The sequence below is a fragment of the Stutzerimonas sp. NM35 genome, from assembly GCF_054604355.1.
Genome location: NZ_CM137728.1, coordinates 3,800,989 through 3,821,958 on the forward strand (window position 1 = coordinate 3,800,989; position 20,970 = coordinate 3,821,958).

24 protein-coding genes are annotated in these 20,970 nt (G+C 64.3%); 5 read left to right on the forward strand and 19 right to left on the reverse strand.

Annotation, left to right across the window (positions count from 1 at the left end):
* Positions 1-14: 14 nt before the first annotated feature.
* From ACYCFC_RS17570 to ACYCFC_RS17585, 4 genes are read right to left on the reverse strand one after another with little or no spacing between them, the layout of a single operon-like run.
* Positions 15-1,208 carry an ABC transporter substrate-binding protein gene (locus ACYCFC_RS17570; RefSeq protein WP_459652400.1) on the reverse strand — a complete coding sequence of 398 codons (1,194 nt, stop codon included), beginning with the start codon at positions 1,206-1,208 and terminating at the stop codon, positions 15-17.
* A complete protein-coding gene (locus ACYCFC_RS17575; protein WP_459652401.1) occupies positions 1,174-2,010 on the reverse strand; it encodes an ABC transporter ATP-binding protein in 837 nt (278 codons plus the stop codon). Before ACYCFC_RS17575 ends, ACYCFC_RS17570 begins: the two co-directional genes overlap by 35 nt.
* Positions 2,007-3,065 (reverse strand): acyl-CoA dehydrogenase family protein, encoded by a 1,059-nt coding sequence (locus ACYCFC_RS17580; RefSeq protein ID WP_459652402.1) that lies wholly within the window; start codon positions 3,063-3,065, stop codon positions 2,007-2,009. Before ACYCFC_RS17580 ends, ACYCFC_RS17575 begins: the two co-directional genes overlap by 4 nt.
* A 33-nt stretch (positions 3,066-3,098) precedes the next feature.
* On the reverse strand, positions 3,099-3,659 hold the full coding sequence (locus ACYCFC_RS17585; protein ID WP_459652403.1) for a carboxymuconolactone decarboxylase family protein: 561 nt from the start codon (positions 3,657-3,659) through the stop codon (positions 3,099-3,101).
* Between the two features lie 105 nt (positions 3,660-3,764).
* Here ACYCFC_RS17585 and ACYCFC_RS17590 point away from each other — a divergent pair, with 105 nt between their 5' ends.
* Positions 3,765-4,679, forward strand: a complete 915-nt coding sequence (locus ACYCFC_RS17590) for an AraC family transcriptional regulator (protein ID WP_459652404.1) — start codon at positions 3,765-3,767, stop codon at positions 4,677-4,679.
* 37 nt (positions 4,680-4,716) lie between these two features.
* Here the strand turns inward: ACYCFC_RS17590 and ACYCFC_RS17595 are convergent, their stop codons facing one another.
* Complete coding sequence (locus ACYCFC_RS17595; protein WP_459652405.1) at positions 4,717-5,655, reverse strand: sigma 54-interacting transcriptional regulator; 939 nt, start codon at positions 5,653-5,655, stop codon at positions 4,717-4,719.
* Between the two features lie 276 nt (positions 5,656-5,931).
* A complete protein-coding gene (locus tag ACYCFC_RS17600; protein ID WP_459652406.1) occupies positions 5,932-6,513 on the reverse strand; it encodes an alpha/beta hydrolase in 582 nt (193 codons plus the stop codon).
* A 255-nt stretch (positions 6,514-6,768) separates the two neighbouring features.
* Between ACYCFC_RS17600 and oscA the strand changes: the two genes are divergently transcribed.
* Entirely contained in the window at positions 6,769-6,951 is a 183-nt protein-coding gene (gene oscA / locus ACYCFC_RS17605; RefSeq protein ID WP_459652407.1) for a sulfur starvation response protein OscA, read from the forward strand.
* Between the two features lie 335 nt (positions 6,952-7,286).
* Here the strand turns inward: oscA and ACYCFC_RS17610 are convergent, their stop codons facing one another.
* The 4 genes from ACYCFC_RS17610 to ACYCFC_RS17625 form a co-directional block, all read right to left on the reverse strand.
* Positions 7,287-8,363, reverse strand: a complete 1,077-nt coding sequence (locus ACYCFC_RS17610) for a sulfate/molybdate ABC transporter ATP-binding protein (RefSeq protein WP_459652408.1) — start codon at positions 8,361-8,363, stop codon at positions 7,287-7,289.
* Positions 8,364-8,374: 11 nt separating this feature from the next.
* Positions 8,375-9,274 carry a sulfate ABC transporter permease subunit CysW gene (gene cysW, locus ACYCFC_RS17615; RefSeq protein WP_459652409.1) on the reverse strand — a complete coding sequence of 300 codons (900 nt, stop codon included), beginning with the start codon at positions 9,272-9,274 and terminating at the stop codon, positions 8,375-8,377.
* A gap of 10 nt (positions 9,275-9,284) precedes the next feature.
* Positions 9,285-10,115, reverse strand: a complete 831-nt coding sequence (cysT, locus tag ACYCFC_RS17620) for a sulfate ABC transporter permease subunit CysT (RefSeq protein ID WP_459652410.1) — start codon at positions 10,113-10,115, stop codon at positions 9,285-9,287.
* 66 nt (positions 10,116-10,181) lie between these two features.
* Positions 10,182-11,201: a sulfate ABC transporter substrate-binding protein gene (locus ACYCFC_RS17625; protein WP_459652411.1), complete on the reverse strand. Its 1,020-nt coding sequence runs from the start codon at positions 11,199-11,201 to the stop codon at positions 10,182-10,184.
* A 607-nt stretch (positions 11,202-11,808) separates the two neighbouring features.
* Here ACYCFC_RS17625 and ACYCFC_RS17630 point away from each other — a divergent pair.
* Both ACYCFC_RS17630 and ACYCFC_RS17635 read left to right on the forward strand, forming a co-directional pair.
* Positions 11,809-12,216, forward strand: a complete 408-nt coding sequence (locus ACYCFC_RS17630) for an SMI1/KNR4 family protein (RefSeq protein WP_459652412.1) — start codon at positions 11,809-11,811, stop codon at positions 12,214-12,216.
* A 78-nt stretch (positions 12,217-12,294) separates the two neighbouring features.
* Complete coding sequence (locus ACYCFC_RS17635) at positions 12,295-12,669, forward strand: DUF3301 domain-containing protein (RefSeq protein ID WP_459654023.1); 375 nt, start codon at positions 12,295-12,297, stop codon at positions 12,667-12,669.
* A gap of 21 nt (positions 12,670-12,690) precedes the next feature.
* On the opposite strand, the gene ACYCFC_RS17640 is transcribed toward ACYCFC_RS17635, so the two are convergent.
* Positions 12,691-13,659 carry a CobW family GTP-binding protein gene (locus ACYCFC_RS17640; protein WP_459652413.1) on the reverse strand — a complete coding sequence of 323 codons (969 nt, stop codon included), beginning with the start codon at positions 13,657-13,659 and terminating at the stop codon, positions 12,691-12,693.
* Positions 13,660-13,778: 119 nt separating this feature from the next.
* On the opposite strand from ACYCFC_RS17640, the gene ACYCFC_RS17645 reads away from it, so the two are divergent.
* Positions 13,779-14,117 (forward strand): NADH:ubiquinone oxidoreductase, encoded by a 339-nt coding sequence (locus tag ACYCFC_RS17645; RefSeq protein ID WP_459652414.1) that lies wholly within the window; start codon positions 13,779-13,781, stop codon positions 14,115-14,117.
* 37 nt (positions 14,118-14,154) lie between these two features.
* On the opposite strand, the gene ACYCFC_RS17650 is transcribed toward ACYCFC_RS17645, so the two are convergent.
* From ACYCFC_RS17650 to ACYCFC_RS17685, 8 genes are all read right to left on the reverse strand, one after another.
* The gene (locus ACYCFC_RS17650) at positions 14,155-16,113 is read right to left on the reverse strand and encodes a DUF7844 domain-containing protein (RefSeq protein ID WP_459652415.1); all 1,959 of its coding nucleotides are present in this window, start codon (positions 16,111-16,113) and stop codon (positions 14,155-14,157) included.
* A complete protein-coding gene (locus tag ACYCFC_RS17655; protein ID WP_459652416.1) occupies positions 16,110-16,430 on the reverse strand; it encodes a DUF2388 domain-containing protein in 321 nt (106 codons plus the stop codon). The genes ACYCFC_RS17650 and ACYCFC_RS17655 overlap by 4 nt, the downstream gene beginning before the upstream one ends.
* A gap of 143 nt (positions 16,431-16,573) precedes the next feature.
* On the reverse strand, positions 16,574-16,867 hold the full coding sequence (locus tag ACYCFC_RS17660) for a DUF2388 domain-containing protein (RefSeq protein WP_459652417.1): 294 nt from the start codon (positions 16,865-16,867) through the stop codon (positions 16,574-16,576).
* 243 nt (positions 16,868-17,110) lie between these two features.
* The gene (locus ACYCFC_RS17665; protein WP_459652418.1) at positions 17,111-17,428 is read right to left on the reverse strand and encodes a DUF2388 domain-containing protein; all 318 of its coding nucleotides are present in this window, start codon (positions 17,426-17,428) and stop codon (positions 17,111-17,113) included.
* 108 nt (positions 17,429-17,536) lie between these two features.
* Entirely contained in the window at positions 17,537-17,737 is a 201-nt protein-coding gene (locus tag ACYCFC_RS17670) for a DUF1127 domain-containing protein (RefSeq protein ID WP_459652419.1), read from the reverse strand.
* 210 nt (positions 17,738-17,947) lie between these two features.
* Positions 17,948-19,384, reverse strand: coding sequence for an NAD(P)(+) transhydrogenase (Re/Si-specific) subunit beta (locus tag ACYCFC_RS17675; RefSeq protein WP_459652420.1), 1,437 nt, complete (start codon positions 19,382-19,384; stop codon positions 17,948-17,950).
* Between the two features lie 3 nt (positions 19,385-19,387).
* Positions 19,388-19,705 (reverse strand): NAD(P) transhydrogenase subunit alpha part 2, encoded by a 318-nt coding sequence (locus tag ACYCFC_RS17680; protein ID WP_459652421.1) that lies wholly within the window; start codon positions 19,703-19,705, stop codon positions 19,388-19,390.
* A gap of 13 nt (positions 19,706-19,718) precedes the next feature.
* The gene (locus tag ACYCFC_RS17685; protein ID WP_459652422.1) at positions 19,719-20,840 is read right to left on the reverse strand and encodes a Re/Si-specific NAD(P)(+) transhydrogenase subunit alpha; all 1,122 of its coding nucleotides are present in this window, start codon (positions 20,838-20,840) and stop codon (positions 19,719-19,721) included.
* Positions 20,841-20,970: the final 130 nt, after the last annotated feature.

The window sequence follows — 20,970 nt, forward strand, 5'->3', positions numbered from 1 at the left end:
CTTGAAATGGCGGATCAAACGCTGATCTCCTCCTCACGCTCGAAGCTGTCCGGGAAGCCGAACGCCTGGAGCCCGCCCACCGCCTCGATGGCGTTGCGCACGAAGCGGTCGTCCACCAGATCGCGTGCGGCCGCGACCGGATCGAGGTCGTCGAGGAAGCCATTCTCGCCGAGGATCAGGGTGTCCTTGAGGCGCGTGACCAGTTGCTCGGTGTAGCTGGGGAACGGGTAGGGCTGGAAGTCGATGCGCTTGTCGTTCCACTCGCCGTGCTGAATCGCGCCGCTGTCGAGATACTGCTGGCGGTCGTTGGCCGCCGGTGCCAGCACCTTGGTCAGGACTTCCGGGGTGTGCGGCGTATAGCGGTTGGCGCCATCCCTGGACAGCAGTTGCGCGGCTTCCTCGCGGTGATCGCGAGTCCACAGCTGCGCCTTGACGATGGCGTTGACCACCTTCTGCGACCATTCCGGGCGGTTGTTCAGGTCGTGCTCGTGCATGAACACCACGCAGCAGGCGTGGTTGCGCCAGACGTCGCCGGTGAAGCGCTGGATGCGTCCAACCTTGAGATTCTCCGCCAAGGCATTGAAGGGTTCGGCGACGATGTAGCCGGCGATGCGCTTGCTGGCCAGGGCCGGGGGCATGTCCGAGGGCGGCAAGACCACCAGACCGACTTCGTTGGCGGCGATCCCGCTGCTCTTGCTCACTGGTGTCAGGCCACTGTCGCGCAGCAACTGCTGCACCACCACGTTATGGATCGAGTACCAGAACGGAATGGCGATGGACTGCCCGCCCAGCTGTTTCACATCGGTGATGCCGGGAGCCACGGTCAGGCCGGAGCCGCCGACATGGTTCCAGGCCACCACCTTGGCCGGCACCTTGCTGCCGTAGCGCGCCCAGACGGTCATCGGCGACAGCAGGTGGATGACGTTGACCTGGCCGGAGATGAAGGCCTCGATCACCTGCGCCCAGCTGCGCAGCAGTACCGGGCGTTCGGACTTGATGCCCTCGGCCTCGAACAGCCCGTTGTTGTGCGCCACCAGCAAGGGTGTCGCATCGGTGATCGGCAGGTAGCCGATGCGTACCGGGGCGTCGGGATCGCTGGCGGCACGGGCCTGCAGGCTGGCCAGCAGCGGGAAGGCACCGGCTGCGGTCAGCAGGCTGGTGAGTTTGAGGATGTCACGTCGCGAATGAGTCGGATCGTCCAGGCACATGGCTAGGCTCCTGCTGAGAGAGTGAAGTTCCGTTGTCGCGGCTCGCCCGCCGTAGGGTTTTGAGGATCTCGACGCGCAGCGCGCCCAGCTCTTCGACCAGATCCGCGCGTGGCTGCGGCAGGTCGATGTGCCACTGGCCGAGGATCCGCGCTGGGCTGTCACCCAGTAGCAGAATGCGCTCGGACAGCAGCAGCGCTTCGTCGATGTCATGGGTGATCAGCACGGCGGCGGTGTGCCGCTCGCGGATCAGATTCAGCAGCAGCTGCTGCATGTCGGCGCGGGTGATCTCGTCCAGCGCGCCGAAGGGTTCGTCGAGCAGCAGCACATGCGGTTCACGGGCCAGGCAGCGCGCCAGCGCGGTGCGTTGCGCCATGCCGCCGGACAGCTCGGATGGGTAGCGTTTGCGCGCATGCTGCAGGCCGACCGCGGCGATCGCATCGTCGATCAGCCGCTGCTGTTCGGCGCGCTCGCGGCGGGGCTGTCGGGCGAAATCGAGGCCGAAGGCGACGTTCTTCTCCAGGCTCAGCCAGGGCAGCAGCGAAGGGTCCTGGAAGGCCACGGCCACCCGTGGATGCGGGCCGTTCAAGGGCTCGCCGAACAGCCGCACCGTGCCCCGGTGCGGTTGCTGCAGGCCGGCCAGGACCCGCAGCAGGCTGGATTTTCCGACGCCGCTCGGGCCGAGAATGCTCACCACTTCGCCGGGCTTGAGGTCCAGCTCGAAGTGTTCCAGCACCGTGCGCCACGCCGCGCCCTGTCCGTAACCGAGGGCGATGCCTTCGGCCTGCAATACCCCTGAAGTCATGCTGTCGCCAGCCGTTGCAGCTCGGTCTTCAATTGCACCAGGCTGGGGGTGATGACCGGCACGAAGGCCGACTCGCGCAGGCGCCGGGCGAAGCCTTCGCCATAAGCCTGCAGGTAGGCCTTGCCGCCGCTGGTCTGCAGTTCCAGCTGAATCGCGCTGGCGACGGCTTCGGCCAGGGCGATGCGCACCTTGAACATGGCTGCCGGCTGACCGACGAAGTGGCCCTCGCGCAGGCCCTGCTTGAGTTGTGCCTCGGTGCTGGTCAACAGATCGCTTACACGCGCCCATTCGTCTTCCAGTACCGAACGACGGCTGTCCAGATTCCGCTGGGCCTCGGCCAGCGCGCGTCGTGCAAGGCCGATGGACATCCCGCATTGCAGGCCGAGGAAGGCCGGACGCACCTTGCCCAGGTACGGGCGCGCTTCCTGGCCCAGCAGCCAGTCGCGGTCGAGCCGCACGTCGCGTACGTCCAGCGCGGCAGTGTTGCTCGACTGCATGCCGATCAGCTGCAGGTCGTCGCTGCGCTGCAAGCCCGGCAGATCGCCCGGCAGCGCCGCGACGAAGGGCTCGCGCCCCGGCAACTCGATCGCTGCAGCCACCACGTAGCCGCCTTTGCGCAGGTTGGTGACCCAGGGCATGCGCCCGTTCAGCCGCCAGCCGTCTTGTTCTTCCTGGGCGGTGACGCCCAGCTGTTCGATGCCGGAGAGAAACTTCATCGCGTTGGACAGGCCGGTGGCGCCCGCCACCCGACCGCCGAGCAGGTCGCCCAGCAGGCGTTCGCGCAACGCCCCGTTGTCGCTGACCAGCAGGTACTCGATGAACGAGCGCTGCCCCCAGAGCACGAAGGCGCTGGTCAGGGAGTAGGTGGCGACTTCGGCGACGGCATCCACCGCATCGAGGGTCGTGCCACCGGCGCCGCCCAGCGACTCGCTGACACCCAGCCCCAACAGGCCGCTGGCCGCCAGTTGCGGCAGAACATCCTCGGCATCATGCGCGCCGCGATCCAGCGGTTCGGCATGGGCTTCGAGCCAGCGGCTCAGGTTGGCATCCAGCATCTCGGATTTTCCTCGGTGATTCGGCGACTATGTTCAGGCGTTGGGGTTGGTCCACTCATAGCGAGACAACTCGGGGTTGAGCGGCGTGTGCGCGAAGCTGTTGGCGAAGTTGCACAGTGTCGCCAGGCTGACGCCGAGAATCACTTCCAGCGCCTGGGCTTCGTTGAAACCCGCCGCGAGGAATGCCTGGTAGTCGGCATCGGCGACGTTGCCACGGGTGGCGATCACCTGGCGGGTGAATTCGGCCAGCGTCTCGTAGCGCGCATCCGGCAGTTCGCCACGGGCACGTAGCGCCTCGACCACTTCGGTCGGCAGCTTGGCCTTGTTGGTGGCGATGGCGGTATGGCCGGCCACGCAGAAGTTGCAGCCGTGGGTGGTGGCGGCGATCAGCTGCACCACTTCACGCTCGGGCAGGCCCAGGCTGGCCTTGCCGTTGATGGCGGAGACGGTCACGTAGGTTTCCAGCGCTGCCGGCGCGTTGGCCAGCACCGCCAGCAGGTTGGGGATAAAGCCGGAATTCTTTTGCGCATTTTCCAGGAACGGACGCGCGTCTTGCGGGGCGCTTTCCAGAGTCTGTAGGGTAACGCGGGACATGGTGGACTCCTCATGATCGAACGGGGTGCAGCCATTCTGTTGGTTATAAAAATTGCTGGCCATATTCAAAAGTCGCTTTCATTTGCTCCTGAGTCTTTTCCCTAGATGAATTCGTCCAGTGCTCCTTTTGATTGGTTATTAGCGAACCTGGAGTTCGATGCCAGCCTGTTCCATGTGGGTCGCTACTGCGGCAGCTGGCAGGCCAGTACGCAGGGCCTGGCGCGGGCGAGTTTCCATCTCCTGGCGCAGGGCGATTGCTGGCTGCATCTGGATGGCCAGGACCAGGGCGTTCCTCTGCACGCGGGCGATGCGCTGTTCCTCCTTCGCGATCTGCCCTATCGGCTGTCCGATACGCCATCGTCCGAAGCGGCGCGCTGCCGACCGCGTGGCGTGATGCAGCCATTGGACTCCGACTCTCGTGAAGGGGTCGGGCTGGTCTGTGGCTTTTTCCATTTCCGTCCGGGTCTGAGCAGCCTGTTGCTCGAGGCGCTGCCGCCCTGGCTGGTACTGCGTGTCGGCGAGCCCGGCGCGAGTGCGGCTCGCCGGCTGTTCGAGCTGATCCTGGAGGAGTGCGCGCTGGCGCAGGGGCCTTCGCCGCACCTGCTCGAACGCTTGAGCCATCTGCTGTTCCTTTATGTGCTGCGCGAACAGGGCCGGACGGTCGACGATCTGGGCGGGCTGCTCGGCCTGGCGCGCCACCCGCAGTTCGTCGATCTGCTCGGCGCGCTGATCGCGCGGCCCGAGCAACAGTGGACGCTGGAGCGGATGGCCGAACTGACCGGACTGTCGCGTTCGGCCTTCTGCAAGCGCTTCCAGGAACTTGCCGGGACGTCGCCCGGGCATTTGCTGCTCAACCTGCGCATGCGCCAGGCCTGTCAGCTGCTGCGCCAGGGCCAGCCGGTCGCCGCCACTGCCGATGCCTGCGGTTACCAGTCCCTGGCAGCCTTCACCCGCGCCTTCGACAAGGTCAATGGCGTGCTGCCGGGGGCCTATCGCAAGCAGTTCGCCAGTGGGGCGTAGGCTGGGGTGGGGCGAATCGCGCAATGCTGCCGGTGAATCAGGCCAATGCCTCGGCCAAACGCCCGTCAACGCGTTGCAGCACCTGCCGCAGTGCCGCAAGTTGCTGCCGGTCGGCCCCGTCCAGTAGCCGTTGCAGATCCGCTTCGAGCTGCAGCAGCGGATCGGACAGATTGAAGTGCTGCGGCAGCAGTTCGTCGCCGCTGCTGACCAGCAGCGCAAAGTGGATGACATTCTCCAGCTCGCGGGTGTTGCCTGGCCAGGTGTGCCGCTCCAGGAGCAACTGGGCGGTCGGGCTGACCAGCGGCAACGGCAGACTCAGGCGTTGCGCATAGACGCCAAGGAAGTATTCGGCCAACGGCAGGATGTCGCCCGTGCGCTCGCGCAATGGCAGCAGATCCAGCCGACCGTCGCACAGGTAGCTGTAGAGCCGTTCGCTGAACTTGCCTGCCGCAACGGCCTTGCCCAGGTCGAAGCTGGTCGCGGCCACCAGCCGGACATCGACGGGCGTGGCCTTGGTCGAGCCGACGCGCCAGGCTTCTCCGGTTTCCAGCGCGGCCAACAGTTTGTCCTGCAGGCTCAGCGGCAGATCGCCGATCTCGTCCAGGTACAGCGTGCCGCCGTTGGCCGAGCCGAACCAGCCCGCGCGGCTGCTGGCCGCCGCGCTGTGGGCGCCGGCGACATAGCCGAAGAGTTCGGCCTCGGCACGCGCGGTACTGATTGCACCGCAGCTGACCGCGACGAACAGCCCGCCGCGCTCGCTTTCGCGATGGACATGCCGGGCCAGCAACTCCTTGCCCGTGCCCGGTTCTCCACGGATCAGCAGGGGAATCGGTAGTCGTGACAGGCGATCGACTTCATCGCGCAACCGACGCGATCGTGGATCGACGAATACCAGCGCCTTGGCGCGAATGCTCAGCGGGCTGCGTTCCTCGTCAGGAAAGGTCAGCAGCGGCGGGATAAAACGAGGATCGCTCATTGGGATGGCTCTCAGGCAGGCCGCTGTAGGGCACATCTAAAAACTACCTGCGTTGCCATCACTGCGTTAAAAACAGGCTCAAAATGCTCATTTACAACTCGTAAACTGCGCTTTTTCGCCTGTTTGATTCGCTACGCTCACCCTACGGGCCAGCCTGCGGCTGTTACTCCCGTTGGTCGTTGCGCCTTGCGCTGGCTGCCTCGCCTACGTTTTTAGAAGTGCCCTGTTGGCCAGTTTTCGTGTTGATGTCAGCCACGCAACGGTCGGCGCTGTGGTTCAGGCGCTCTTGCGGGCATTGCGTTCGATACGGCTCTGCAAGCGATACAGATAGGCGAAACCCTGTTCCCAGAGGTGGTGCCCGGACTTCACGTTGATATGTCCGGCACCGGCGAGCATCGCGATCTCGCTGCCCCAGTCACGGCCCAGCTCGACAGCGCGTGCGGCGCTGGCGGCGCTGTCGTTGTCCGAGCCGACCAACTGGCTGGGGAAGGGCAACGGCTGGCGCGGAATCGGTGCGAAATTGCGCAAGGCCTCGGGGCAGTTGCTGCGCTGTACATCGGCCGGGGCGACCAGTAACGCTCCGTATACCCGGCGCAGCAAGGCTTGCGGAGCTTGCGCCGCCCAGTGCGCGACGGTAATGCAGCCCAGGCTGTGCGCGACCAGAACCACCGGACGAGCGTCGCTCGCTATGCAGCGCTCCAGTTCGGCAACCCAGTCTTCACGCTGCGGCGTCAGCCAGTCGGCTTGCTCGACCCGGCAGCTGTTGGGCAGCGTGCGCTGCCAGTGGCTTTGCCAATGGTCTTCGGGCGAGCCTTGCCAGCCCGGCACTATCAGATAGCGGATGGATTCGCTGCGCATTCGGGCGCCTCCTGCAGTCAATGGCAGGAAGTCTAGGCAGAGCCATCAGTTACTTGAAAGGAATAAAGAATTATTTGCTTATTACTTTTCATCAAATAGCGGCGTGACCACCCTATCTGCCTGCTTATTCTCAATAATTATATTAATGTTATTAAACAATCTTTTTAAGAATAACTGGTCTCTGTCTAACATTCGCTCCACGCCCCACTGGCTACGGCTGCCCTGGCCGTCATGGAGGCTTTACGGAGAAAGAAAATGACCGCAACCCTTCGCAACCTTGAAGGCCAGGACGACGCCAGCATCCTGCGCGAAATCCAGGCTGCCTTGCACGGCCTGAAGTTCGGCTCGGTGGAAATCACCGTGCATAACGGCCACGTGGTACAGATCGAACGTAAGGAGAAGTTTCGCCTGCAACCGCCGAATGGCAAGAGCAGCTGACTCCCGCCCCGACTGAAGCACCGGATGGCACCTCCGCGCACGCGGAGAGGGCCGCCGTCCGGGCGCTGCCCGCACCCTCGCAAGACGCCCCCGCTCCCGGCAAAACGCCGCCGCCTACCTGCTGTAGCCCGTCTCCGATAGCGCCCTTCGAGCGTAATCCGTAGATCGGGTCACGCTTCACCGACCCGACGGGCGGAGTCGAAGCTATTCGCCGAATTACGCCCCGTATCGCCGGATTACGCCTTCGGCTAATTCGACCTACAAATGGCTGGGATTCGGGCGGGTGCAAACCGCCCTCCAGGTTGTGGAGGACGGGCTTTTGTGGAGGGTGCTACTCAAGCCTGACCGAGTTCGCCATCCTCAAGGAATACGCGGCTGTTGACCGGGCGTATCCAGGCGTCGCCACCCTGCACCAGCCCCAGCTCCTTGAAGCGGTGCTTGGACAGCTCGGCATGCACCAGCTCTTCGCTGTTATCGGTACGCAGCTCCAGGCGCACGGTGGGGCCGACCACCGAGACCAGGGCGATCTCGGCGTGCAGCGCATTGTCGGTATGGATGCCCAGTACCTCGATGTCATGCGGTCGCACATAGGCGTGCGCCAGGCTCTCGCGCTGTCCGGCATATTCCGGCGCATCCAGCTGTAGCCCGCCGATACGCGCCACGCCATCGTGCACGCGGGCATGGAACAGATTGACGTTGCCGAGGAACTGGTAGACGAAGGGGTTGGCCGGATGGTCGTAGACCTCTTCCGGGCTGCCGTCCTGTTCGACCCGGCCCTTGTTCATCACCACCACCCGGTCGGACACTTCCAGCGCTTCCTCCTGGTCATGGGTAACGAACACGCTGGTGACGTGGATCTCGTCGTGCAGGCGGCGCAGCCAGCGGCGCAGTTCGGCGCGTACCTTGGCGTCGAGGGCACCGAACGGCTCGTCCAGCAGCAGCACCTTGGGTTCCACCGCGAGGGCGCGGGCCAGGGCGATGCGCTGGCGCTGGCCGCCGGACAGTTGCGAGGGCAGGCGGTCGGCGGTCCAGTCCAGCTGCACCATCTCCAGCAGGTGCATGACCTTCCTGCGGATTTCCTCCTTGCTCGGGCGCAGGCGGCGCGGCTTGACGGTCAGGCCGTAGGCGACGTTCTCGAACACGCTCATGTGCTTGAACAGCGCGTAGTGCTGGAACACGAAGCCGACGCCGCGATCGCTGACGTGCAGGTCGGTGGTGTCCTCGCCGTGGAAGCGGATACGCCCGCTGTCCGGCTGCTCCAACCCGGCGATGATCCGCAGCAGGGTGGTCTTGCCGGAGCCGGACGGCCCGAGCAGGGCGGTCAGCTCGCCGTCGTTGAGGGTCAGGCTGACGTTGTCGACGGCGACGAAGTTGCCGAAACGCTTGTTCACTTGATCGATTTCAATACTCATGGCATGGCCTCTTAATGCGATTCCGAGGCGTCATGACGGCTGCGCTCGTCATACCACTCGACAAAACTCTTGATGGCGATAGTCACCAGGGCCAGGCCGGTCAGCAGCGACGACACGGCGAAAGCGGCGGTGAACATGTATTCGTTGTATAGCACCTCGATGTGCAGCGGCATGGTGTTGGTCTCGCCGCGGATGCGTCCGGAAACCACTGCCACCGCGCCGAACTCGCCAAGCGCGCGGGCGTTGCAGAGGATCACGCCGTAGATCAGGCCCCACTTGATGTTGGGCAGGGTCACGTACCAGAAGGTCTTCCAGCCGCTGGCGCCGAGGGTCAGCGAGGCTTCCTCCTCTTCCTTGCCCTGCTGCTGCATCAATGGGATCAGCTCGCGAGCGATGAACGGCATGGTGCCGAAGGCGATCACGATGATGATGCCGGGCACGGCGAAGATGATGCGGATGTCGTTGGCCTGCAGCCAGGGGCCGAGCCAGCCCTGCGAGCCGAACAGGATGACGAAGATCAGCCCGACCACCACCGGCGAGATGGCGAAGGGCATGTCGATCAGCGAGATCAGGATCGGCTTGCCACGGAACTCGAACTTGGCGATGGCCCAGGCGGCGGAGACGCCGAACACCATGTTGATCGGCACGACTATCACGACCACCAGCAGCGACAGGCGGATGGCGGCCAGGGCGTCGGGCTCGTTGATCGCCGCCCACCAGACTTTCAGACCCTGCTCGAAGGCACCGTACAGCACCACCGCCAGCGGCAGCAGGAGGAACAGGGCGAGGAAGGTCAGGGCGATGCCGATCAGCGTCCAGCGCAGCCAGGCCGGTTCCTCGGTGGCCCGGCGCCAGCGCGCGGCCAGTGCCGGATTGGCCACATGGCCAAGAGTTTTGGTACTACTCATCATGTTCTCCTGGTCATACGCCGCGACGCGACGTCCACCACTGCAGACCATTGATCAGCAGCAGCAGGGCAAAGGCGGCCAGCAGCATCACCGTGCCGATGGCGGCGGCGCCCTGGTAGTCGTACTGCTCCGCCTTGGCGACGATCAGCAGCGGGGTGATTTCGGTGTTGTAGGGCATGTTGCCGGAGATGAATACCACCGAGCCGTACTCGCCCACGGCGCGGGCGAAGGCCAGCGCATAGCCGGTCAGCAGCGCCGGCAGCAGCGAGGGCAGAATCACCCGGCGGATGGTGGTGAAGCGGCTGGCGCCGAGGCTGGCGGAGGCTTCCTCGCGCTCGGCTTCCAGGTCTTCCAGCACCGGTTGCACGGTGCGCACGACGAAGGGCAGGCCGATATAGGTCAGCGCCACCACTACGCCGAGCTGGCTGTAGGCGACGCGGATGCCGAACAGCTCCAGGTACTGGCCGACCCAGCCGGTGGAGGCGTACAGCGTGACCAGGGCGATGCCGGCCACCGCGGTGGGCAGGGCGAACGGCAGGTCGACCAGGGCGTCGATCAGTTTCTTGCCGGGAAATTCGTAGCGCACCAGTACCCAGGCCACCAGGGCGCCGAATACCAGGTTGATGGTGGCGCCGATCAGCGAGGCACCGAACGACAGCTTGTAGGAGGCCACCACCTGCGGGTGGCTGACGGCTTTCCAGAAATCTTCCCAGCTCATCAGGGAGGTGTAGAGCAACAGGCCGGCGACGGGGATCAGAAAGATGAAGCTCAGGTACAGCAGGCTAAAGCCCATCGTCAGCCCGAAGCCGGGTATGACGCGACGTTTCTTCACGGCCAGAGACATAAGACACTCTCAGCAAAACCCGGACGCAGGACGCCCGGGTTCAGGGTTTATCGGCTAGCAGCCAGCTCAGCGGCGGGAAATACCTTCGAGGATGCTGTCGAACTTGCCGCCATCGTTGAAGTGGGTGTCCTGGGCCTTCTGCCAGCCGCCGAACACTTCGTCGATGCCGAACAGGGTCACGTCGGGGAACAGGTTGGAGAATTCCTTGGCGATTTCCGGGTTGCTCGGGCGGTAGTAGTTCTTGCCGGCGATGCGTTGAGCCTCGTCGGAGTACAGGTACTGCAGGTAGCCTTCGGCGACTTCGCGGGTGCCCTTGCGCTCGACGTTCTTGTCGACCACGGTGACCGGCGGTTCGGCGAGGATGCTGAGCGACGGCACGATGATCTCGTACTCGCCCTTGCCCAGTTGCTCGACGGAGAGGAAGGCTTCGTTCTCCCAGGCGATGAACACGTCGCCGATGCGGCGCTGGACGAAGGTGTTGGTCGCGCCACGGGCGGCCGGGTCGAGTACCGGAACGTTGGCGAACAGTTTGCTGACGAACTCGTAGGCCTTGTCTTCGTCACCGCCGTTCTGCTTCAGCGCGTAGCCCCAGGCGGCCAGGTAGTTCCAGCGGGCGCCGCCGGAGGTTTTCGGGTTGGGGGTGATCACCTGCACGTCATCGCGTACCAGGTCGTCCCAGTCCTTGATGTTCTTGGGGTTGCCCTTGCGCACCAGCAGCACGATGGTCGAGGTGTAGGGCGAGCTGTTCTTCTCCAGGCGCTCCTGCCAGCCCTCGGGGATCAGGCCGCCGTTCTGGCGCAGCGCATCCACGTCATAGGCCAGCGCCAGGGTCACCACGTCGGCGTCCAGGCCGTCGATCACCGAGCGCGCCTGGGAGCCGGAACCACCGTGGGACTGGCGCACGTTGACGCTCTGGCCCTTGGCTTCCTGCCAGTACTTGGTGAAGGCGGTGTTGTACTCGCGGTAGAACTCGCGGGTCGGGTCGTAGGAGACGTTCAGCAGGTTGATGGTCTGGGCCGCCGCCGTACCGGCGAGCAGTGTGGCCAGGCCACCGATCAGGGTGTTGCGCAGTAGGGTCTTTTTCATGGTTGTCTACTCAGAAGCCTTGGAATAAGTCGGAAATCGCTGGTCACCACCACGCTTGGCCGCTGTACCTGAAGCAACCCCTGGGGTGTGTTGGCGGGTTGATAGTATGCGAGCTCAAATATAGCTAAAAATACTATTTTGGAACTTTTATATTCCTTGAATGAATATACCAATACGGCAGCCTTGGGCTGTTTTCGTCATGGCCGGCTGTGGCAAGAGCAGCCTGCTGGATGGCGGTCGCGACCGCACCACGGCCCTGAGGCAAAAGAAAGGCTATGTCCCCGTTACGTGTTGGTGGAGTAATCCTGCTTTTGTGGGAAGGGCAGGGACGCCGAGTCCATGCCCGCGAAGCCCGGTGCACGGTTCCGTTCGCGGCCAAGGCCCCTCCCACGATGGCCGCGTGCATACCGATCCTGTGGGAGCGGCTTCAGCCGCGAAATTCGCGGAGTGCTCTGGTCTAAAAAACCGCTCCCACAGAAGGATTCACACACCTCAAGTGCTCTCAACAGCTAACTGGGACATAGCCAAAAGAAACGCCGCAGGGCTGGCTCGCTCGCGTCCGTGCTTGTATAAACACGCTTTCTTGGTGTGAACGGGCGGGGGCGGTATGGAAGAGGTGATCGAACAGCTGCGCGAGCTCAACGAGCCGGTGCCGGTGCCGCTGGAGTTGCCCGACGACGAGCGTCTGGTCGAAGTCGAGGAGGAGCTGCTGATCAACCTGCCGTTCGGCTTGCGCGAGTTCCTGCTGCTGGTCAGCGATGTGGTCTATGGCCGGCTGGAGCCCGTCACCGCCGCCGATCCGCAAGCGCATACCTATTTGCCGGAAGTCGCCGCCCAGGCCTGGGATGCTGGCGTGGAACGCGATCTGCTGCCGATCTGCCAGGACGGGAACGACTTCTATGTGGTCGATCTGGAAGGCGAGGTCACGCTGTTCAATGGTGACGCGCACGAAATGACCGACGAAACCTGGGAGTCGGTCTGGCACTGGGCTCGCGATGTCTGGCTGGAAAGTTGAGTTGAGCGGTGTGATCCGCGCAGCGCTGGATGTGCATGCCGCTGCGTTTGTGCGCTGTAGTGCAAGGTGGCCACGCCTGTGCTGACGCTTGGCAATCTCTTCGTTTTTCTGCTGCTGGCCACGGCTGGCGCCTGGCTCTGGCATTCCCACGGTATACGCGAGCGTGCGCTGCTGGCGGTGCAGCAGTATTGCCGGAAAATGGATATCGAACTGCTCGATGGCAACGTCGCGTTTCGTCGTATGGGGTTGGTCCGGGATGCGCGGGGACATCGTCGCTTCGCCCGTGTGTACGGCTTCGAGTTCACCGTAACCGGGGAGCAGCGCCATCAGGGCACTATCTGCATGTTCGGCATGCGAGCGGGGCCGATCGAGACCGATGCGCATCCGTTCCCGGCGCAAGCGGAGCAGGGGCGCGTGATCCAGATGGATGACTGGCGCAACCGAAACGACTGACCCCGCTCTTGAGCGAAGGTGTCAGCGCTCTGCCAGGCAGTGACGCAGGCCGAGGGTGAGCGCTTCTTCCGACTGCGCCTCAGTGAAGATCAGTTCCAGGCGCGAATCTCGCCGCCATTCGCTGGGCTTGAAGTCCAGCGGTCCGCCTCCCAGCGCATTCGCAGAGACCCAATCATGCGCCCCGTGCAGCACCAGCTTGGCACGTCGCCAGGGCAAGGGCGCGAACCATTCGCCGACGCGCTGGATGTCGAAACGCAGCGCCGGGTGCCAGCGCCAGCCGATGCTCCAGCCTTCGCTGGCGGCATGGCTGAGCACTATCGGCTGCATCGGATCGAGCCAGACAGTGGCCAATGGCGCTGCGCCGACCGGCGGCAGATACTCCGTTGCCGCCGTACTGGCGCAGGTCTCGATACCCGGCAGTCGGGCCAGATCGAGATGTCCCTGAGTCGTCCAGAAAAGTGGGCGTTCCGGCAGTCTTCGTTGCAGGTTCACGCGTGCATCTTCATCCAGTCTCTCGCTCTTGTTCAGCACCAGCAGGCCAGCCTGGGCGGCCAGTTCCTGCTGGCTGGGAGCGAGGACCGCGTTGTGTGCAAGGGATTCGGCATCCAGCACCATTACGGTTGGTTGCAGCGCCAGCACTCGTTCCCAGGGCGGCTGGCGCAACTGCTGCAGCAACTGCAGCGGATGGCCGAGCCCGGAAGGTTCGATCAGCAGACGATCCGGTCGGGCCTTGCGCAGCAGGCGGTTCAGGCCGATCTGGAAGGGCACGCCGTTGACGCAGCACAGGCAGCCGCCGGCCACTTCGGCGAAGCTGACGCCGCTGTCGTCACGTTGCAGCAGCGCGGCATCCAGACCGATCTGGCCGAACTCGTTGATCAGCACGGCCCAGCGCTCGTTGGCGGGTTTGTGTGCCAGCAGCGCCCGAATCAGGCTGGTCTTGCCGGCACCCAGCGGACCGGCGATCAGGTGGGTGGGGATCTGTTCGAGCATGGGCGCCCTGCAGTCTGTCATGGGGAAAAGGCGTGAAGCGGTGACGCTGTCCGGCTGCCCAGGCATGCTAGATTTAGCCCCTTTCAAGGGGATGATCGATGCGACTGTTGGCGCTTTGCATGTTGTTGGCAACCGGACAGGCCCTGGCTGAGGCCTGCATTGTGACCAGCAGTGGGGCCGGTGTGGAAGTCAAAGTCTGTCAGGAGAATCACAGCATTCCGACCGAGCTGTTTCGCAGCGGTTACTGCCAGCCCCAGCTGGCCGGGCAGGAAGTCGACGTGCAATTCGTCGAGAGCTGCCCCACCGGCGCCTTCGGCATCTGCCGCAGCGCCCAGGCGTCCAACCTCAGTTACCGCCAGGACATTCATTATTACGGTGTGGCGAGCGACGCCCGCTTTCTGGCGCCAGCCTGCGAACAGCATCAGGGCGCGCGGTGGGAAGCGCCAGCGCCTGAGTGATCCAATGTTTCACGTGGAACCTGCTGATAGATAGTCGCTATTGCAGCTCCAGCCCGCCATCAGCCTTGTGCAGTTGGCGCAGGTGCTGGCCGATTCGTTCCAGGTTGCGCTCGATGCTTTCCAGTTCAAGGCGGCGTTCGTCGCCCAGCAACAGGCGGACTTCCCGCTCCAGCTCCTCGCTGAGCCGGTTGAGCTGGGCCTGGCGCTGGTCGCTCTGTTCTTCAAGGCGCTGCCATTCCCCGGCTTGCGGCAGGCCATAACCTTCATCGTTGAGCAACTCGGCTGGGCGACTCAGGTAACCGCTGTTGGCGAGAATCTGCTGCAGGGCGCCATCGGCCTTGGCCAGGCTGGTATCGCCGCGTTCACGACCACTGAGGTAGCGCTTTTTCAGTTCGTCCTGTGCCAGCAGCAATTGCTGGCGCAGCGCGGCCTGTTCCACCAGCAGCAATGCCGCGCTGGCGCGCAGGTCGGCCTTGGCGATCCAGGGCTGGCGTTCGCTGGCCGGCAGCTCCAGCCACTGTTCCACGGCCTGTTGCGGCAACTCCAGGCGTTCCTTCAGTACGGCGAACATCGCTTGATAGCGGTCGCGGTAGGAATCGAAGCGATAGCCCAGGCGCAGCGCCTCGCGTGGGTCGTCGAGCACGCCGGCATCGGCCAGATTACGGGCGATCAGCAGTTCCAGCAGGCCGCTGGGCAGGATGCTGTCGAGCGCCGCCAGCTCCGCTCGATGGGTGCCGCTGCGCAGCAGCTTGAGGGTTTCCACCGCGCAGTTGTTGGACAGAAAGTAGTAGTCGCCGTCATAGCTCCAGTGCAGCTCGGCGCTGCGCTCGACCAGCATCTCGATCTCGCGCCGCTCCAGCCGCAGTGGAATCGAGGCCAGGCTGCGCAGTTCGACCTTGGTGTATTCGTCGATCACCTGGCCCAGCGGCAGCACGAACAGACGCGAGGGGTAGGCGCCGGTCAGGCCGTCCCAGCTGGACAGCTGCACATCGCCGACGAAGGCGCGAAAGGACAGCACCAGATGATGATCCAGATCCAGCCGACAATCGGCGCCGGGCGTGCGCTGCGGCGCGCAGATCACCAGGCGCAGCATGCTGTGGCCCCAGCGGCTGACCCAGGCGTCGTTGGCTTCGGCGAACAGGTAGTCCACGGCATAGACCCGCTCGGGGTCGAGGCGCAGCAGCGGCGTGCGGGCCAGATCCTGGCCGGCGTTGAGAATCGGATAACCCTCGGCGCAGGCCAGGACGTCAGCGGGCTGCCAGCCGAAGTGCTCGCGGAAATAGCGGTGCAACGAGGGGCGGCGACAGGCGTAGCCGGGGTCGAGCAGGAAGTACTCCAGGTTCACCGCGACGAACTCCAGCGGACTGGTCAGTTCGTAGACATCGGGACTGCGCGCCACCTGGGCATTGTGCCTTTCGCGCTCGCCACGGCTGCCGACCCGTTGTGGCCAGCCGGCAAGATCCAGCAGGCGCGGATCGTCGCTCAGGGTAAAGCGGCGCCGGGTCTGGCCCCGGCAATCGTGCGGCAGACCGACCAGGCCGAGGCTGGCGGCGCGCTGGCCGCAGAAGGCCAGGTGCGTGCTGTCCGCTGGCGACCATAGACGGGCGCGGTCGTAGAGGTGCGCCAGCTCGTGGATCAGCGTGGCGAGCAGTTCCTGGCGCACGGTGCCATGTACCCGTGCGGTGCGCTGCTGGGCGGCGGAGCCGTCAGTCAGCGACGCCAGCAGTTGGCGATTCAGTTCGATCAGGTTGCCGCCGGCACGACCGTAAGCCTGTTCCGGCAGGCGTTCGCTCCAGCGCACGCGGACCTGGCGATCCAGTCGTTGCAGCATGCGCGGCGGCAGGGCGGCCAGGGCTTCGTCGAGCAGTGCCTGGGTGGCGGCGCGTTCGGCGGGTTGCAGCGGCTGGTCATCGAGCGTCAGACGCAACGCCGCGCAGGCCTGACCGGCAAGGCCGGCCAGCAGGACCGCCAACAGCCAGGCGCAGCCCCGCCTCACAGGGCGAGGATGGTTTCGGCCAGCGCCTGATCGCTCGCCTGGCGGGCTTCGGCGAATTCGTTGCGAAGGGTGTCGAAGGCCGCCTCCAGGCGTGCGCCACGAATATCGCCGGCACTGGCGACGAAGCTGGCGGCTTCGTCACGGGCGTCGAGGACGAGCTTCATGCCGCTGACCCGGCTGGTCGCGTCCGAGGTGAAATTGATGCTGCGATCCACCGCATTGATGATGATATTGCTGGTGGCGACCAGTGTCTGTGCCTGGACCGCCCCGGTGAGAAGGGTTAGTGCGATCGCTGTGGCAATAAGTGTTTTGTGCATGGCTGGGTTTCTTTGGCCTGGCTGTTGTAAGTGCTTGAGGTGTCTCCTGTGGGAGCGGCTTCAGCCGCGAAATTCGCGGATAAATCCGCTCCCACAAAAGCAGGATCGTTTCAGCAGTAAGTAATAGGAACCTTCAATGGCCGTTATTGGACGAGTATGGCCTGGGCCAGTTCCAGGTCGCTGACCGTCAGCCCCGGATACTGCCCGCGCATCCAGCGCAGGGCGGCTTCCAGGCGTGCGCCGTGGAGCTGGCCGGCGCTGGCGACGAAGCTGGCCGCTTCGTCCCGGGCATCGACGATCAGCTTGTTCTCGAAGGGCAGGCTGGTCAGTTGGCTGGTGACATAGCCGGAAGCCACGGTGCCGGCCAGGGTGCTATCGAACGCCTGGACGCCGCCACAGAAGCAGCAGCCAGCCAATAAAAGGTAAAGCGGACGCATATGAATCCCGATGCCAGAAAATCCAGCGGCAAGGCTAGCGAAACGCCAGCGCAACGGCCAGCCTCTTCCTTTTGCGCCGTTTTACAGAGCCATGTGCCCATTACGTGTTGGCATGAGCTGGCCTAATAGGGGCATCCTGCTGTTGTGGGAGCGGATTTATCCGCGAATTTCGCGGCTGAAGCCGCTCCCACAGGTGGTTCTTCATCCCTCAAGTGTTCGCAGCAGCTAACGGGCACATTGCTTTTACAGAGCCAGAATCGCGCGCGCCAGCTCAAGGTCGGTGGCCTCGATGGCGGGGGCCTGGGTGCGAATATGCAGAAGGGCCGCTTCCAGCTGTACGCCCTTTTGCTCGCCATGGCTGGCAACGAAACGGGCGGCGTCATCGCGGGCATCCAGTACCAGCTTGTCGTCACCGATGGAGGAGGTCAGGTCGGAGGTGCCTTCGACGGTATTGATCAGCGAAGCGCCAAGCGTATCGGTGGTAGCGATAAAACTGGATGCCGAAGCGGCACCCGCCAGCAGCGCGGCGGATGCACCGAGGATCAGTATGAATTTGGACATGGGCGGCTCTCCACTACGGCCTGACAGGAAAACGGGCGCGGCCTGAAGCCGGCTGTTCGTGCAGCGCAGGATAACAGGGCGCGCGGGCTGCAAGGCAGTATGAGGGACTCAGCGCCAGAACGGCTTGCTCAGCTCTTCCATTCGCTCGCTGTGGCTGATGCCGGCATCGGCCAGCAGGCGACCATCGAGTGCTGCCAGTTGACGGCGCGTTCGGCTCCGTTGCCGCCACAGGCGCAGCATCTGCACCAGTCTTTCCAGCGTATCGCGCGAAGTGCGCAAGGGGCGGACGCGGGGTAGGGCGCGATCCATGATGCCTTCCTTCCGGTGGTTGCCGGGATGGGTGGTATGGGCATATAGGGTCGCGCGTGACGTGGGGATCAAACAGTCACAGCATTGGAATATTGTGCCGGTGCAGTAGATGTTGCCAGGCAACTGTACCGGTAATCACGAGGGCAACTGTTGTCAGTGGCAGGCGCCCACGCGGGAGCATGGGCGCCATTCGTGGCGCTGGGTGTGCCGTTACTCGACGGCCTTGACCATATCCTCGACCACCTTCTTGGCGTCGCCGAAGACCATCATGGTCTTGTCCATGTAGAACAGTTCGTTGTCCAGACCGGCATAGCCGCTGGCCATGGAGCGCTTGTTGACGATGACCGTCTTGGCCTTGTAGGCCTCCAGGATCGGCATGCCGGCAATCGGCGACTTCGGATCGGTCTTGGCCGATGGGTTGACCACGTCGTTGGCGCCGAGCACCAGCACCACGTCGGCCTGGCCGAACTCGGCGTTGATGTCGTCCATCTCGAACACCTGCTCGTAAGGCACTTCGGCCTCGGCCAGCAGTACGTTCATATGGCCCGGCATACGCCCCGCGACGGGGTGGATCGCGTACTTCACGGTGACGCCACGGTGGGTCAGCTTCTCGGCCAGCTCCATCAGCGCGTGCTGGGCGCGGGCCACCGCCAGGCCGTAGCCGGGGACGATGATCACGGTGTCGGCGTTGGTCAGCAGGAAGGCGGCATCGTCGCTGGAGCCTGATTTCACCGGACGGGCTTCCTGGGCGCCGGCAGGGCCGGCTACTTCAGCCGCGCCACCGAAACCGCCGAGGATCACGTTGAAGAACGAGCGGTTCATCGCCTTGCACATGATGTAGGAGAGGATCGCGCCGCTCGACCCGACCAGCGAGCCGGCGATGATCAGCATCGAGTTGTTCAGCGAAAAGCCGATACCCGCCGCCGCCCAGCCCGAGTAGCTGTTGAGCATCGACACCACCACCGGCATGTCCGCGCCGCCGATGGGGATGATGATCAGCACGCCGATAATGAACGCCAGCACGGTCAGCGCCGCGAAGGCACGTACATCTCCCGTGAGGCTGTAGTAGATGCCCAGGCCGATGATGGCCAGGCCAAATACCAGGTTGACCATGTGCTGGCCCTTGAACTGCACGGGCGCGCCCTGAAACAGGCGGAATTTGTACTTGCCCGACAGCTTGCCGAAGGCAATCACCGACCCGGAGAAGGTGATCGCGCCGATGGCCGAGCCCAGGAACAGCTCCAGGCGGTTGGCCACCGGAATCGCATCGCCCAGCGCCGCAACGATGCCCAGCGACTGCGGCTCGACCACCGCGGCAATGGCGATGAATACCGCGGCCAGGCCGATCATGCTGTGCATGAAGGCGACCAGTTCCGGCATCTTGGTCATCTCGACGCGTTTGGCCATCAGGGTGCCGATGCTGCCGCCGATCAGCAGGCCGACGATCACATAGCCGATGCCGGTCGTGGCCAGCTCGCTGCCGAGCTTGAAGACCAGGCCGACCGTGGTGAACACGGCGATGGCCATGCCGAGCATGCCGAACAGGTTGCCGCGGCGCGAGGTGGTGGGGTGCGACAGGCCCTTGAGCGCCTGGATAAAGCACACCGAAGCGACGAGGTAGAGAACGGTGATGAGGTTCATGCTCATGGCTTACTTGCCCTCTGCCTTGGCCGCGCTGCGGTCCTTCTTCTTGAACATTTCCAGCATGCGCCGGGTCACCAGGAAGCCACCGAACACGTTGACCGCGGCCAGCGTTACGGCCAGGGTGCCCATGGCCTTGCCCAGCGGGGTGACGGTCAGCGCGGCGGCGAGCATGGCGCCGACGATGACGATCGCCGAGATCGCGTTGGTAACCGCCATCAGCGGGGTGTGCAGGGCCGGTGTGACGTTCCAGACCACGTGGTAGCCGACGTAGATCGCCAGCACGAAGATGATCAGGTTGTAGATGCCGTCCGAAATGAGATCCATGTTCGCGTCTCCCTTAACCGTTGGTCCGTACGACCTGGCCGTCGCGGCACATCAGGCACGCGGCGACGATGTCGTCTTCGAGGTTGAGCTGGAACTGGCTGTCCTTGTCGATGACCAGCTTGAGGAAATCCAGCAGGTTGCGGGCGTACAGCGCCGAGGCGTCAGCCGCCACCAGCGTCGCCAGGTTGGCGTGGCCGACGATGGTCACACCGTGGCGCACCACCACCTGGTCGATCTCGGTCAGCGGGCAATTGCCACCGTGGCCGGCCGCCAGGTCGACGATCACCGAGCCGGGCTTCATCTGCTCGACGGTGGCTTCCTGCAGCAGCATCGGCGCCTGGCGACCGGGAATCAGCGCGGTGGTGATGACGATGTCGGCCTGCCTGGCACGCTCGTGCACGGCCTGTGCCTGGCGATTCATCCAGGTCGCCGGCATGGGTCGCGCATAGCCGCAGACACCTTCGGCACACTCGCGTTCTTCATCGGTTTCGAAGGGAACATCGACGAACTTGGCGCCAAGCGACTCGATCTGCTCCTTCACCGCCGGACGCACATCGGAGGCCTCGACCACCGCACCCAGGCGCTTGGCCGTGGCGATGGCCTGCAGACCGGCGACGCCGGCCCCGAGGATCAGCACGCGGGCGGCCTTCACCGTACCGGCGGCGGTCATCAGCATGGGCATGAAGCGCGGATACTGGTTGGCCGCGATCATCACCGCCTTGTAGCCGGCGATATTGGCCTGGGAACTGAGCACATCGAGGCTCTGCGCGCGGGAGGTGCGCGGTGCGGCCTCCAGGGCGAAGGCGGTGATGCCGCGTCCGGCCATGCGTGCGATGTTGGCGTCATCGAAGGGGTTGAGCATGCCGACCAGCACCGTGCCCGGTTGCATCTGCGCCAGCTCGGCTTCGCTCGGCGCGTTCACCTTGAGCAGGATTTCTGTCGCGAACGTCGCGGCGGCATCACCGATGCTTGCGCCTGCCGCCTCGTAGGCGCTGTCCGGCACGCTGGCCTGTACGCCTGCACCCTTCTGCACAATGACCTGATGGCCCTGGCCGATCAGTTTCTTGACGGTTTCCGGCGTCGCGGCAACGCGCGTTTCTCCGGGGCGGGTTTCGAGAGGAACACCAATAAGCATTGTTCTTGTTCTCCTGCGTAATCGTGGCCAGCGACCTTTGCGTGGTGGTCATGTGCTGCTTCGCTGGCGATACGTTTGGCCGCTTAAAACGGCGGATAAAGCGGCTAACAGCCCGTTTTCGGCGAATTTG